Annotated in this window: 11 protein-coding genes; 9 read left to right on the top strand and 2 right to left on the bottom strand. The window is 40.6% G+C overall.

Translation table 11 applies throughout. From position 1 onward, the window contains the following. Window positions 1–4: 4 nt before the first annotated feature. Window positions 5–1270 carry a beta-ketoacyl-ACP synthase II gene (gene fabF, locus DW103_RS05130; RefSeq protein ID WP_122274596.1) on the top strand — a complete coding sequence of 422 codons (1266 nt, stop codon included), beginning with the start codon at window positions 5–7 and terminating at the stop codon, window positions 1268–1270. A gap of 1 nt (window position 1271) precedes the next feature. Beyond that, the gene (rnc, locus tag DW103_RS05125) at window positions 1272–2153 is read left to right on the top strand and encodes a ribonuclease III (protein WP_122274595.1); all 882 of its coding nucleotides are present in this window, start codon (window positions 1272–1274) and stop codon (window positions 2151–2153) included. 12 nt (window positions 2154–2165) lie between these two features. On the opposite strand, the gene DW103_RS05120 is transcribed toward rnc, so the two are convergent. Beyond that, window positions 2166–3179: an ATP-dependent 6-phosphofructokinase gene (locus DW103_RS05120; protein ID WP_122274594.1), complete on the bottom strand. Its 1014-nt coding sequence runs from the start codon at window positions 3177–3179 to the stop codon at window positions 2166–2168. A gap of 81 nt (window positions 3180–3260) precedes the next feature. On the opposite strand from DW103_RS05120, the gene DW103_RS05115 reads away from it, so the two are divergent. Continuing rightward, window positions 3261–4775 carry a GH3 auxin-responsive promoter family protein gene (locus DW103_RS05115; protein WP_122274593.1) on the top strand — a complete coding sequence of 505 codons (1515 nt, stop codon included), beginning with the start codon at window positions 3261–3263 and terminating at the stop codon, window positions 4773–4775. A gap of 55 nt (window positions 4776–4830) precedes the next feature. Here DW103_RS05115 and DW103_RS05110 read toward each other — a convergent pair whose 3' ends face one another. Next, window positions 4831–5676, bottom strand: coding sequence for an AraC family transcriptional regulator (locus tag DW103_RS05110; protein WP_122274592.1), 846 nt, complete (start codon window positions 5674–5676; stop codon window positions 4831–4833). Between the two features lie 323 nt (window positions 5677–5999). On the opposite strand from DW103_RS05110, the gene DW103_RS05105 reads away from it, so the two are divergent. The 6 genes from DW103_RS05105 to DW103_RS05080 are packed head-to-tail and all read left to right on the top strand — an operon-like array spanning window position 6000 to window position 15376. Next, window positions 6000–8654 carry a DUF4493 domain-containing protein gene (locus tag DW103_RS05105; RefSeq protein ID WP_122274591.1) on the top strand — a complete coding sequence of 885 codons (2655 nt, stop codon included), beginning with the start codon at window positions 6000–6002 and terminating at the stop codon, window positions 8652–8654. Between the two features lie 3 nt (window positions 8655–8657). After that, window positions 8658–9404, top strand: a complete 747-nt coding sequence (locus tag DW103_RS05100; protein ID WP_122274590.1) for a DUF4493 domain-containing protein — start codon at window positions 8658–8660, stop codon at window positions 9402–9404. Window positions 9405–9418: 14 nt separating this feature from the next. Further along, a complete protein-coding gene (locus DW103_RS05095) occupies window positions 9419–10753 on the top strand; it encodes a DUF4493 domain-containing protein (RefSeq protein ID WP_122274589.1) in 1335 nt (444 codons plus the stop codon). A gap of 12 nt (window positions 10754–10765) precedes the next feature. Next, window positions 10766–12997 (top strand): DUF4493 domain-containing protein, encoded by a 2232-nt coding sequence (locus tag DW103_RS05090; RefSeq protein ID WP_158576670.1) that lies wholly within the window; start codon window positions 10766–10768, stop codon window positions 12995–12997. A 6-nt stretch (window positions 12998–13003) separates the two neighbouring features. Continuing rightward, complete coding sequence (locus tag DW103_RS05085) at window positions 13004–13732, top strand: outer membrane beta-barrel protein (protein ID WP_122274587.1); 729 nt, start codon at window positions 13004–13006, stop codon at window positions 13730–13732. Between the two features lie 3 nt (window positions 13733–13735). Then, on the top strand, window positions 13736–15376 hold the full coding sequence (locus tag DW103_RS05080) for a PCMD domain-containing protein (RefSeq protein ID WP_122274586.1): 1641 nt from the start codon (window positions 13736–13738) through the stop codon (window positions 15374–15376). Window positions 15377–15405: the final 29 nt, after the last annotated feature.

Here is a 15405-nt window from a genome sequence, read left to right as displayed (position 1 = left end):
AGGTATGGAATTAAAAAGAGTTGTAGTAACAGGTCTGGGTGCCATTACTCCTCTTGGTAATACCCTCCCGGAAACCTGGGAAGGTATTATCAATGGAAAGAGTGGAGCTGGGCCTATTACTCAGTTTGATGCCTCCAAATTCAAGACACAATTTGCGTGCGAGGTAAAAGACTTCGATCCTTTGAAAATGATGGATCGTAAAGAAGCCCGTAAGTGTGATCGCTATAGTTTATTCGCAATTAATGCCGCAAAACAAGCGATTGCCGACTCTGCCATGGATTTGGACAAGGAAGATAAAAACCGTATCGGCGTTATTTTCGCCTCCGGTATCGGTGGTATCAAAACATTCGACGAAGAAGTATTAGGATATGCAAAAACGAAAGACACAATCGGTCCGAAATTCAATCCGTTCTTTATTCCGAAAATGATTTCAGATATCGCGGCCGGACATATTTCCATGCTTTATGGATTTCATGGTCCGAATTTCGCTACGGTTTCGGCTTGTGCTTCTTCTACTAATGCGATTAGTGATGCGTTCAACTATATTCGTTTGGGAAAAGCGAACGTTATTGTTACAGGTGGTGCGGAAGCCGCTATATCAGAATCGGGTGTCGGTGGATTCAATTCGATGAATGCACTGTCTACGCGCAATGATTCACCTGAAACAGCCTCTCGTCCGTTTAGTGCCAGTCGTGACGGATTCGTAATGGGAGAAGGTGGAGCTTGCTTGGTATTGGAAGAAATGGAACACGCTTTGGCGCGTGGAGCTAAAATATATTGCGAAATTGCCGGAACCGGAATGTCTGCCGATGCATACCACCTGACGGCTTCTCATCCGGAAGGACTGGGAGCTATGTTGGTTATGCGCAATGCATTGGAAGATGCAGAAATGAATCCGGAAGATATTGATTATATCAATGTTCACGGAACATCCACTCCGGTAGGTGATATTTCAGAAGTAAAAGCAATCAAAGAAGTATTCGGAGATAGTGCTTACAATCTGAATATCAGTTCTACAAAGTCTATGACCGGACATTTGTTGGGCGCAGCCGGAGCCATAGAGGTAATGCTTTGCATTATGGCTATACAGAATGGTATCATTCCTCCGACTATTAATCACGCAGAAGGTGATGATGATCCGGAAATCGATTATAAACTGAATTTTACATTCAATAAAGCTCAAAAAAGAGAAGTACGGGCTGCACTGTCGAATACCTTCGGGTTTGGTGGTCATAATGCTTGTGCAATCGTAAAAAAATTTGTGAAGTAACGTGTTTACACAGCTATACAAATGGATAAGGCTCCTGAAGAATAAAAATAAGGAGCCTTATTCTTCTTTATATAAAATACTGAATTTTTATCCTGATAATATCCATCTGTACGAACAGGCTTTTCTGCATAAATCTTCTTCAGTGGAGAATGGCGACGGAAAATGGTTGAATAATGAACGGTTGGAATTCTTGGGTGATGCGATATTGGATGCTGTCGTCGCTGATATTGTGTATAAATGTTTTCAAAATAAACGGGAGGGCTTTCTGACCAATACCCGTTCCAAAATAGTACAGCGTGAAACTTTGAATGGTATTGCAGTGGAGTTGGGGTTAGATAAAATGGTTGTTTATTCCGCAAAATTGACTTCACACAATAACCACCTGTACGGGAATGCTTTGGAAGCATTGATTGGTGCTATTTATCTGGACCAAGGGTATAAGACTTGCTATAAGTTTGTGCAGGATGTTATTATCAGGCAGCATATCAATCTGGAAACGATTGCCCGTAAGGAAGTGAACTTTAAATCGAATCTAATCGAGTGGAGCCAGAAGAATAAACTTGAAATTTCGTTCGATTTGATAGAGTCATTTGTGGATAACGAAGGCAATCCTGTGTTTCAAACCGGAATTATTCTTTCGGATACGCAGATTGGCGTGGGTATCGGATATTCAAAGAAAGAATCGCAACAAAATGCAGCCAGGATGGCTATTAAGAAGCTGCGTACGGATAGAGAATTCCAACAGTTTGTATCGGAACTTAAAAAGAAGCAAACCGACGAAAGCACAGCCGGGCATGAGTTTGAAGAGCTGCCCGAAGAAGTTGCAGGGGACAGTGAGCAAGAAACAGTCGAAGTAGAATCTGTTTCTACTGTGGGAAATTAATATCCGGCTTCTTTATTTCCCAAAACAAATTCCCATTCTTTTCCCTTGTATGATTAAGTCATGATCGGGCGTCACTAATTTCAATTTGCCGGCTACTTCCGATAATGGAATGGATTCTACTTTTTCCCCATTCATACAGACCATGCGTCCAAACTGTTTTTTTGCTATCAGTTCCGTGGCATGTCCGCCTAAACGGGTTGCCAAGTTACGGTCGAAAGGCGAGGGATTGCCGCCGCGCTGAATATATCCTAAAACAGTGTCTCGTGATTCGATGCCGGTAGCTTCCTCGATGGCACGGGTGATATAGTCGGAAGGACGTTTCTTGTCGGGGGTTGTGATACCCTCGGCGACCACAACGATAGAATAAGGTTTTCCACGGTGGGCTCGGTTCAGGATAGTCTCATTCACTTTTTCCATATCGTAGCCCAGTTCGGGAAGCAAGATTACATCGGCACCTCCCGCCATACCGGCATATAAAGCTATCCAGCCGGCATGATGTCCCATCACTTCAACGACCATGACGCGTTTATGCGAACTGGCTGTAGAATGCAGGCGGTCGATAGCCTCTGTCGCTATATTGACTGCGGTATCGAAACCGAACGTGATATCCGTACCCCAGATGTCATTATCGATGGTTTTGGGAACACCGACAATATTCATTCCGAGTGCGGAAAGCATGCCAGCGGTCTTTTGCGTACCGTTCCCTCCGATACAAACCAGGCAGTCCAATCCTAATTCTTCATAATTTTGTAGAATAATTTGCGGCTTTTCACTCTCGCCGGAAGCCAGCATTTTGCGGAAAGGTTTTTCGCGGGAAGTACCGAGAATGGTTCCTCCCAGATTCAAGATACCGGACAGGCTACGTTCGTCGAAAGCCTGAATGTCTTTGTTTAACAGTCCGATAAATCCACTGTGGATGCCAATCACATCCATCCCGTAATGCATGATTGCTGTTTTACCTACGCCCCGGATTGTTGCGTTAATACCCGGACAATCGCCACCTGAAGAAAGGATACCTATTTTCATCGTTATGTTAATTATGTATACAGCAAAGATATAAATAAAAAGAGAATGCCTACCTTTGTGCTTGATACAATTAAAAGGAGCATGGATATTTTAACAAACACAATATCACTACTCTTCCGTCCACGACAAAAAGAGATTGCAAGGTTTGGGCAGGATACGGACAGTATCCAGCGGGAACAGCTGCAATCCCTCCTTTCGACCGCACGAAATACGGAGTGGGGTCTGAAGTATGATTATAAAAGCATCCGTAGCTATGCTGATTTTCGTGAGCGGGTACCATTGCAGATATATGACGACATTAAGCCTTATGTCGCGCGTATGATTAACGGGGAAAGGAATATTCTGTGGCCTTCGGTGGTCAAGTGGTATGCTAAAAGTAGCGGTACCACGAACGATAAGAGTAAATTCCTGCCTGTTACCCCTGAAATATTGAAAGGTTGCCATTATAAAGGAGGCTTCGATACCGTTGCTCTCTATCTTCGAAACAATCCTGAAAGTAATTTCTTTTCCCGGAAAGGGTTGATATTGGGTGGTAGCCACAGCCCTTCACCAATTAATCACAAGTCGCATTGCGGCGACTTGTCTGCTGTATTATTGCAGAACTTGAATCCATTAGTCAACCTGATACGGGTTCCAGCCAAGCGTATTATTCTGATGGACGAATGGGAAAGTAAGATAAAGGCCATCGTAGATAGTACTTGGAAAGAGGATGTGAACAGTCTCTCCGGTGTCCCATCGTGGATGTTGGTGCTGATTAAATCCGTGTTGAGGAAAACCGGATGTGAATATCTGACGGATGTGTGGCCGAATTTGGAAGTCTTTTTTCACGGAGGTATCAGTTTCGAGCCTTATCGGGACCAGTATAAGACGCTTATCCCGTCGGATAAGATGCATTATATGGAAACCTATAACGCTTCGGAAGGTTTCTTCGGCATGCAGGATGACCCGGCGGAGCAAAGCTTGTTGATGATGCCGGATTATGGTATCTTTTACGAATTTATCCCGATGAACGAGGTTGGCTCCGATAACCCGACCGTGCTTCCTTTGGAAGCGGTCACAACGGGCAAAAACTATGCGATGGTCATTACGACTTCCGGAGGATTATGGCGTTATCTGATTGGGGATACCGTCCGTTTCACTTCTTTGTATCCGCATAAATTTGTAATATCCGGACGTACCAAACACTATATCAATGCTTTTGGTGAAGAGCTGATGGTGGATAATGCGGATAAAGCGATTAGCTTGGTAAGCAGGGAAACGGGAGCCAAAGTGAAAGAATATACGGCCGCTCCGTTTTTTGTTTTGGATAAGGCAAAAGGTTACCACCAATGGTTTATCGAATTTGAAAAGATGCCTCTTTCTGTCGATGATTTCGCCTCATTGTTGGACAAAACGTTGCAGGGACTGAATTCCGATTACGAAGCCAAACGCTATAAAGAAATATCCCTTCAGCCTCTCAAAATTATTGTTGCTCGCGAAGGTACCTTTTATGAATGGCTGAAAAGTAAAGGGAAATTAGGCGGGCAACATAAAATACCTCGTCTCAGCAACGACCGGACGTTTATTGAGGAATTAATAAAGATTGACGACCGGTAATCGGCAAGGGAAGCCTTTTAATTTTAGAGACCTTGGTTTTTGTAGAATATAGAATTTAGCTATTTCTATATTCTTGTGGTCCGACGCCGACATGCCGTTTAAAGTATTTCCCGAAGAATGACATATTTGTGAAATTCAACGAATAAGCGATGTCATGTATGGAAAGGTCGGTCGATTTTAGTTGTGCTTTGGCATCCATAATAACCATTGCCGAAATAATTTCGATACAAGTTTGCCCTGTCACCTGTTTAACGGTCGTGCAAAGATGGGCGTGTGTGATACCTAATTTTTGGGCATACCAGGAAACATTCCGTTCCTTGTGATAGTTTTGCATGACGAGCTGCCCGAAATCTTTACTAATCTGTTGGCTTTTCGACAGAATTTTCTCGTTGTTATAAGTTTTGTCTTTATACATTGCTCCTATAGCGAGATGTATACCGGAAAACAGGTGCTCTGTCACTTTTTTATTTAGTTTATCCCCGCAAAAACCGTATGTCTTTATTAATAAGGAGAAATAGTCCTCTAATAGTTGTGCCGCCCTTTCATCAAAAGAAATAACCGGTCTTTCCCGGATGGAATAAGCAAGGTCCATAGATGATTTCGCTATATTGACATAGCTGATAAAGCCGGAAGAAAATCCCATAAAATAAATCTTCAAATCTCCTTTCACCTTATGTATCTGAAAAATACTCCCCGGCAGAATTGTGACAAAGTCGAACGGTTTGACCTGTATATGTGCCAGATTGATAGAAGCTTCAATTTCCCCTTGCATGCAAAGTACGAATATTTCCGCCTTCAACCGGCAGGGAAAATTGGTGTACAAACTCAGTATCTCCCGGCTCAAGTCTGTTCCGATTACCCAGTCTCCGGGTAAGTCTATTTTAGGTATATCATTCTCCATCTTTCAAAAATTGTGATGCTCGCAAAGATAAGTAGATTTTTGTAAAAGGGATACCGGTTATCTTAAGTATGGGACACTCGCGTTGTGAAAAAAAACATTATCCTATGTGTTTCAATGCGTTTCATTGCTGTAATTTGTTGAGAATCTAAAAAAGAGGACACGTGATCGTATAAATAGACCTTGTACTTTTTTTGCGTTTACCGTTAATTTGCAGCGTTTTTTTGGGTCAAGATATATTTAAAGGGAGAGCAATATTATCAAATTGTTTAGTGATTTTTGATTGAGAGTAAGTTAAGACGAAAATAGAACTATTCGCTGTATAGATGAAAAAATGTGAATTGAGGTATGGTCTGGTGAAGGCTATGATAATTTTTGTTTGTGTCCTGTCGTGGACTGCAGGACTTTTTTCTTGCGATTCCGACCGTTTGAGTGAGACTCAACGCAAGGGAAGTTTAAGTTTAAGCCTGTCCGCGGATACGACGGGTATTAGGGGAGGAACTCTGACTACTAAAGCGATTGGTGAGTTTGATAGTTTTCAGGAAGTGGAGAACTATGCAATCCGTATCATTCAAGAGGAGGATACGCTTGAAAGCTTTTTGTATCGGGATTTCCCAAATGAGTTGGCTGTGAAAGAAGGTAATTATACCTTGAAAGCTTTCAAAGGAGAAAACATCCCGGCTGCATTTGATAATCCTTATTTTGAGGGAAGCAGGGAATTTACGATTAAAGAGGGCATGAAAACGCCCTTGGAAGTGACTTGTACGATGGCTAACGCACGTGTAAAAACCGAATATAGCGAGGATTTCCTGAAAGCATATACCAATTATACCGTGATGCTGAAAACTTCTTATCTGGATTCTCCTTTTCTTATCTCGAAAGAAGAAACACGCTATGCTTATCTGGAGACGGATAGGGATGGAACGGCTTTGAATGTGGCTATCTCTTTAAAACGGAACGGTTGGACGGAGGCTAAAGTTTATACGGTTACCAACCCTGCAATTACTATCCTGCCGAAAGAATCAATTACATTAAAATTCACGACGGACGGAAAGACCGGCGATGGCCTTGCTTTATCTGTTGTATTGGATGATACGATGGAGGAAGTCGAATTGAATGATACGATTCCTGATTTTATGTGGAAACCTTTTGATAAACCGACACTGAAAGCGCAGGATTTTGAAAATGGCGACCATGTTGCTATTTCGGGTGATGGGCTGGATGTTCCTCCTTATCTTGCGTTTGGCGTTCCTTCGGGTATCGGTAGTTTCCATATCTGGCAGACGATAGCGGGTTCTGAAGATACGGTCAAATATGATATTGCGAATTCTGCAGGGGCGGTAGCTGCTGTGAATGCCGGTTTCGATTGGGGCGGCAGTTCTCTTTTCAATTATAAAAAGAATGCAGCTTTGCAACTTGAAGAAGCATTCAAACGTCTGCCTTATATTGGCGAAGATAAGGAATATGAATTTATATTCTTTATTAAAGATAATTTACCGGTAACGAACTATACGGATACTGTCCGCTTATTTGTGAAACGTTTTTATGCGTCTCCGAAAATAAAACCGGAAACGGAATGGCCGGTTAACGGGGTTGTTGAAGGGGAGTCTTTGAATCAAGATTTGGTTGTCAAGCTGGAAGCTGAAGGGGGTATCAAGGAGGTGACTGTCTCACTGAAAGATGCTGTCGGAGAGGAAACGAAATATACGACTGAACAGTTGGCAGCATTCGGTGCTGAACTGGTATTGAGTGATGCTGATACAAAAGGTGTATTAACTATATCGAAGGAGTTTACTCAAAAATTAAATGCTTTATCAGACAGTGACCAACCTTATGAATTGAGTATTACAGTTGATGCGAAAGAAGGCTCGGAATCTTTGATGAGTACGACTCTGACTAATACTATCTTGGTCAAAATACCAGTGTTCGAATTCGTAATGGCGGAAAATGAAGGTGATGTGTTTGCTAAGCGAGCAATCCTCAGGGCTGATGTAAAAGTGGGCCTTTCCACAAAGTTGAAGTTCCAGAAGAAGGAAGGAGATAGCTGGGTGGATGTGTCTGCTGATGCTCGCGTCAAAGAGGGAACAGTGGTGATTGATACGTTGAAAGGGCTTACACCAAGTGCGAATTATATGGTGCGAGCTGTTTATGAGAATGAAAGAAATAGAAATCAAGAATTTTCCTTTGTAACAGAAGATGCAAAAATGTTGGAAAATGGTGGGATGGATAATTGGGAAGAGGATTGGAATAAATCTTTATATAGTGGTGCTGATGTTTTTCTATGGAGTAAAAAATATACAGTTACAGCGAATCAACCAAAAGGATGGTCAACTGTGAATGATAAAACATTTGGAGGTTCTCCGAATGTTTTATCAACTTGGAATTTGCGTCCTTCTACGGTTAAGACATCAGGTAAAGAAGGAAATGGTGTTTTACTTCGTAGTGTGGGCTGGGATAATGGATCTGGAAACTCTTATAAAGTTTTAGGATTGGCTACAGTCATAAAGCATTTTTCTGTAGGGAAATTGTTTTTAGGTGATTATAGTTATAATCACAAGAATAATGAAGAAACTTATGATTATGGAATACCTTTTACTTCAAGACCATCAGGAGTGAAATTTGCGTATAAGTATGTATCATATGGGGAAGATAATTCTTTTAAAATTCGTGCAGTTGCTGAACATAGAGAAGGAGATTCTTCTATTAGAATTGGTTATAGTGAATATATTGGAACTATGGTCACTAATAGCTATGTCGATGAAAGCTTTGAGATAAAGTATGATTCTAAATATATGAATTTGAAAGCAACCCATTTCTATTTAGAGTTTTTGTCTTCTTCTAAATATGAAGATATAGGAGGTAGCTTGAGTGAAAATGCGAATGACTATTTGGATAAATATTTTGGACACCATAATAATACATATAAGTATTTCGAAGGTAGCCAACTTTACATCGATGACGTCGAATTAATTTACGAATAAAATATGAAAATGAAATATAACATATCAATCTTGTTGTTCAGCCTTTTTTGTATGCTGGTAGCTTCGTGTCAAAAAGATATGGATGATACAGCATTGCCTGAAGGATGTGGCGGGCTGAATCTCCGTACTGTCGCGGTTGAGGATAGTTCGGAAATAACAGTCATTCGTACGAAAAGCTTCGATATGGATGTTACTACTTTCCAAGTGGAAATCATAAACCGTATTACGGGGGAAACTGTAAAAAAATATACTTCTTATCAGGAAATGCTGGATGGGGAACGTCCGATGGTTGTCCTTCCTGTCGGTTCGTACAAAGTTTATGTCTATTCGTGCGAACCTGAAAACGGTGTATATGATAAACCTTATTTTATGGCTGAACAAAATTTTGAAATTGAAGATAAAACAGTTACCACGGTTGATAAGTTAGTCTGTAAGTTTAGTAACGTGGGAGTTGATATCCGTATGTCGGATAACTTTAATTATCTTTTCAGCGATAATTATTCGATTATTGTTGAAAACGGGCAAAATGGGAAAGTGACTTATACCCGGGAAAATAAAGGACAAATTATCTATTTTGACCGGATAGGGGAGTCAATTAAACTGACAGTTACAGTACAACCTAAAAATGCCGGTGAGCCTTATCCTACACGGACTTATTATGTCAAGAATGGAAATGGAAATCCGTCGATAGGCGAGTATTATATTATAACATTTGATGGGGAAAAACCCGCTGTAAAAGTGTCTTTCTAAATACGTAATAGACAATGAAAAAGTATATTAGTATAGTTTATTTATCGATTGGATTGCTACTTGCCTTTTCATCTTGTGAAATGAAGCAGGATTTGACAGGTGGAGTAAAAGCCCCCGAAAAAAATGAAAATACAATTTCCTCGGAACAAATGGGATTATTGGCCTTGAAGCTGGATCCTCAAAAGGAAGTGTCTACCTCTGCTAATACTAAAGCTTCTGATGAGACTTTAGATGTAAATGACTTTTCAGTAGAAATATTGAATGAAGAGGGTAAAGCTGTGCGTCGTTATGATTCTTATGCCGATATTGATGAATTATTGCTTCCTGCCGGAAATTATCAGGTGGTAGCAGCAAAAGGCGAATTGGAAATTGCCGCATATGATAAGCCATATTACCAAGGTATACAATTGTGTGTAGTAAATCCGAAAGAAGTTGCAGATGTCGTGACACCTTGTGTCTTGGAAAATAAAAAAGTGACAGTCGTTTTTTCCGATGAGTTTTTGGAACGTTTTGAGTCAGATTATGATATTGTAATGACCAATGGTCTAGGAGTTCTGACTTCACATGCCGGAGATACGAAAATACCCTATTTTAAAACGACCGATAATCTGAATTTTATTTTGCATGCGACGACGAAAAAAGGTTTGGATGTAAATTATCAATGTGATTTATTTGAAAATCCGACAGTTAAGGACTACAATAATATACTTGTTGTCCTTGATGTAGTGCCTGATACGATACCTTCTATTCCTTCGGATTCAATCGGGGTTGTCGATCCAACTCCGGAGCCTGAGCCGGGACCGGGTACGGATGAAGAAGGCGGTAGCGTGGAGCGTCCTGTTATTAAAGTGGATGTGAAATTGGTGGAACGTGATTATACGATTGAAATTCCATCCAATTTTATTCCGGCAGATGGAGGAGGTAGCTCGGATAGTGGTTCCGGTGAAGGGGGAGGAACCATAAATACCAAGCCGACTATTAAGGGGATTATCCCTGCTGATATTACGGGGGCGTTTACGGTAGATGCCAATTCGAAGGTAAAAGTCGCCATTACGGCCCCGGCTGGTTTGAAATCGTTAATTGTAAATATTGATTCGCCCACATTGGCTCCTTTATTGCCGGCAGTTGGCGGTTCTCGTTTTGACATGTTGAATTTAACGGAAATCCAAAAGAATTTATTCTCGACGATGACATTGCCTGTTGAAGGACAGAAAACAACAATTACGTTCGATATTACAGGTTTTATGCCGATACTGTCTGAAATATCAGGTACGCATAAGTTCAATATAGAAGTAAAGGATGTGGATGGTAAATCTGCTAAAGCAACATTGACTTTAGTGGTTAAATAAAAGATGCAGAATATGAAACAGTTTGTTTATGGTATATTATCGATACTCGTTGCTTGCTTTTATTCATGCGATGATGAACATGCGGGAGCGAAAGGGAATAAGGGTTATCTGTTTCTGGATATAGAAAATAATGTCGCGTTACAAACAAAGGCCTATGAGATTAATTTGAACGTATTGATTTTGGACGAAGCTGAAGATACGGTGAAATTTATTCCGGGTTATGATAGTACGGCAATGAAGGAGGATATATTGCTCGATGCCGGTGCTTATCAGGTTGTAATAACTTCAGGTCAGGCTGATTCTGCAGTATGGGAGACTCCTTATTTTTATGGGAAGGAAGAATTTCAGATTGTGGCGAATGAAGTAAGTGTTGTGAAAGTCGTATGTAAAATAGCGAATACGAAAGTGACGGTCGATTATACAAACCAGTTTAAGGAGTATTTTCCTGATTATAGTACTACCGTAAGTAATAGTTCCGGTTCTCTGAGATATGAAAAAGGAGAAACACGCGGAGGTTTTTTTGCTGCGGAAAAGCTAACTGCTTTATTGAACCTAGTCAATAAGGACGGACAGAAATTCGAATTAAAACGTGTTTTTCCGGATATAAAAGAACGTTGTCATTATAACTTAAAATTCTCTTTGGGAGAGGATGTCCCTGATAAGGAAGGAGTTGCAGGTGGAAATTTTGATATAACGGTAGATGAGACGGCGGATACTGTCTTTGTCCGAATTCCGATTGAAGTGGAGGATTTGGATAATTTGAAGGTTCCGGAATTTAGTTTGGAAGGGTTTGACGAGAATTATACATTGAGTATGAAAGCGGGCGTCGGAGCACCTAATGGCTTGACATTGAAAGTAAAAGCAGGTATAGAAACCTTTACGATGTCTGTCCGTTCCAAACAGTTGAATGAACAAGGCCTGTATGATTTTGATTTTGTGAAGCTTACGGCCGATGACCGTGCTAAATTGGAAACAATGGAATTCCCGTTACCGGATGTTTCGGCAACGGAATTGACTCTCGATTTGAGTGCCATGAGCGGTAAATTGCTTTCCGATGAAGATGCTATCCAAAAACATCAGTTTACATTCTGTGTAATGGATAAAAAGCATCAGGAACAAACGATAACGTTGACGTATGAGGCAAAACCCAATAGAGATGTTATTACTGCCGATGTTGAAAGTTTGTGGGCTACATTTGCAGTATTAAAGGGAAGTACTGAGTATGAAAACGGTTTAGGTTTCCAATATAAGGAATTGTCGGCAGAAGATTGGAATGAAGTCTCCTTTGATTCGATAAAGAAAGGGGAAGCTTTTTCGAGTTTGATTGTTGGTTTGAAGCCCTGTACTGCTTACCTGTATCGTGCGGTAGGAGTAAGTCCGGCTGGAGTTACTGTTTATGGTAATGAAGTTCAATTTACTACTGGTTTTGTGAATTCGGATACGAGTGGTAAACCTTTTATTCCGAATTTGGGATTTGACGATTGGACTACATATTCAGATGGGAAAAGTGCGATGGCCAATTTGGAAGGTGAACCTGTTTTCTGGGATTCCGGGAATAGGGGTGCCAATACGATTGGGACTAAAAACCCGACATCAAAAACAACGATAGCTCACGGTGGTCAATATGCCGCAAAATTAGCTTCTGTTTTTGTTGGCTTTGGTTCTTTGGGGCAATTTGCTGCGGCAAGTTTGTTTACCGGTAATTTTGTAGATGTTTCAGGAATGGGGGGTATTTTGAATTTTGGTCAGAAAGTTTCAGTAAATCTCAGACCGACAAAACTTACAGGTTATTATCATTATACAACCGGCCCGATAGATTATAAAGGTAATTCCAATTTGTCTGTGGGGCAACCTGATACATGCAGTATTTATATCGCATTGTTGGACAAGTCTGCTCCCTATCAGATTAATACAAACAAACCGGAGACATTTATCGACTTCTCAGAAAATAATAAAGAAATCATTGCTTACGGCAAATTTGAGACAGGTACGACTACTTCTAATTCAATCAAATCAAAAGATGATTATGTTCAGTTTAATATTGATATAAAATATCGTGATTTGACGCGTATTCCTCAATATATATTAATCGTGTCATCTGCCAGTAAGTATGGCGATTATTTTGCAGGGAGTGAAAGTAGTGTCCTTTATATCGATGATTATGAATTAGGTTTTGATTATAATGAAAATTCTTTTATCGGTACTTTCTTGGAAGAACTGACACCGGCTAATACGAACAAATAACAAACAATGAAGCATATATTGGTGATGCTTTTGCTGGCATGTAGTGTACCGGCAATGGCAAGAGGGGAGAAATTTGACCGTGGTATAGAACAGAAAACATTCATTCCGAAAGGGCAATGGATGTGTGGAGCATCATTCTCTTATTCTGAACATACGGATGATAACTTTAAATGGTTGGTCTTGGACGAAGTGAACAGTGTGGGATATACTTTTAAAGTATCTCCGATTGTCAGTTATTTTATCCGTGATAATGTCGCAATCGGCGGACGTGTCGCTTATTCCCGCAGTTTGACGGATTTAGGAAATCTGTCTTTAGATTTGGGGGATGACCTTAATTTTGATTTATCTGATTACAAAGATAGGTCTCATACCGTGTCCGGTTCATTTTTTGTCCGTACCTATCTGAACTTGGGGGACAGCAAACGATTTGGCTTGTTCAATGAAGCACGCGTAACTTATGGCTACGGACAAAGTAAAGTAGAAGATGGCAAAGGGGATGATTTGAAAGGGACGCATCAGATTAAGCAGAATCTGAATTTTGGTCTGGCACCGGGGATTACCTGCTTTATCAACGACTTTACGGCTGTAGAGGCATGTGTCGACGTTTTAGGACTGGATTTTAAATGGTATGACCAGAAAACTAACCAGGTGGAAACAGGTAAAAGGACAAGCAGTGGTGCGAATTTTCAGATAAATCTATTGTCTATCAGTTTAGGTATTACTTTCTATTTATAATTGATGATGCGATATAAAAAATATATAATTTATCTGTTTATCATCAACCTATTGGCCGGATGTATAGAAAATGATATTCCTTATCCGGTTATAAAAGGAGAGATAAAAGAGATTGAAACCGATGGTTTTATTTCTGCTTCAATAAATAAAGAGACCAGGGAAGTTGTGATATTGGTTGACGATACAACTGATTTGCGTGATGTCAGGATTACAAAATTGCTTGTATCCGAAGATGTTAAAATTACTCCGGATACATTGGCTTGTAAAGATTATAATCATTTTCCGGATACCGGATTTGCATCTTTGGACAGTTTGGCTACCGGAGCCAATACGCATATAGACTTGTCTTCTCCGGTACACTTTGTTTTAAGCACTTATCAGGATTATATCTGGCAAATTACGGCTAAACGGAATATTCAGAGAAGCTTTAAGCTAAAAGGCGCTGACGGGCAAGATGTGCAGGTAGGCATCCCGCTTGTCGACGAGCAGAATAAACAGGTGATTATTTATGTGGAAGAGAAAACAGATTTAAGTCGTTTATCTGTTGAAGAGTTTGTATTAGGGTCTTCTATAGCAAAAACGGAACCGGAACCTATGCGGATAACAGATTTTCGTCGTCCTTTAAAATTTAAAGTCACGGCTTTTGGCGAGACAGAAGAATGGACGGTGAGTGTAGTTCATTTTACGGGTTCTTCAATCACTCTGTCTGCCTGGTCTAAACGCGCCTATTTGGTTGGTGATGCTGCTGAAGGAACAGCAATTGATATCAAATATCGTAAACAAGGGGAAGAAGAATGGGACCGGGTTTTCGATGATGAAATAGAGTTTTCAAATGGGAGTTTTACTGCAGTAATGCGGCATCTTTCTCCTTCTACGGTTTATGAATACCAAGCTACGGTCGGCTCGCAGGTAAACGATATCCGTACATTTACGACGGACCCTGTCTCCCAGTTGCCTAATCCGGGTTTTGAAGATTGGTGGAAAGATGGAAAAGCTTGGATGATTTATGCCGAAGGAGGAGATATGTTCTGGGATTCCGGTAATGGCGGTGCTGCCGTGATAGGCAAAAATGTAACAAATTATGATGAAACCGTTGTACATGGGGGGAGACGTTCTGCCCGGTTAGGTTCGGAATGGGTCGTAATCAAATTTGCTGCCGGAAATATCTTTACCGGAAAATTTGTAGATTTGGATACGAACAGTAGTGATGGAATTTTGGATTTCGGACGTCCTTTTACTGTTCGACCAACCACTTTAAAAGGTTGGTTTAAATACACTTCTACTCCCATTACCCGTGTATCGGCAGACGATCCGATTGAAGACGCTCAAAAAGGAATGAATGACAAAGCCCATATTTATATAGCGTTAGGCGATTGGGATGCTCCGGTACGAATTCGAACAATGAAATCTGCGCGTCAGCTTTTCGACAAAAACGATTCCCATATCATTGCTTATCAGGAGATGATAGTAGATAAGACTGTCAGTAACTGGACTGAATTCAAACTCAAATTGGATTATCGTTCTCTGACACGTAAGCCGAAGTATATTCTTATTGTGGCTTCCGCAAGTAAATACGGAGACTATTTTACCGGAGGTGAAGGCAGCACGCTCTGGATTGACGATTTTGAGCTGATATACGAATAGTTATTTACAATATTTTCCATACCTTTGTG

It is taken from the genome of Parabacteroides sp. AM08-6 (genome assembly GCF_003473295.1).
Taxonomy (GTDB): Bacteria; Bacteroidota; Bacteroidia; order Bacteroidales; family Tannerellaceae; genus Parabacteroides.
Note: the sequence above shows the minus strand (reverse complement) of the source record. Positions and strands in the feature narration are given on the sequence as shown.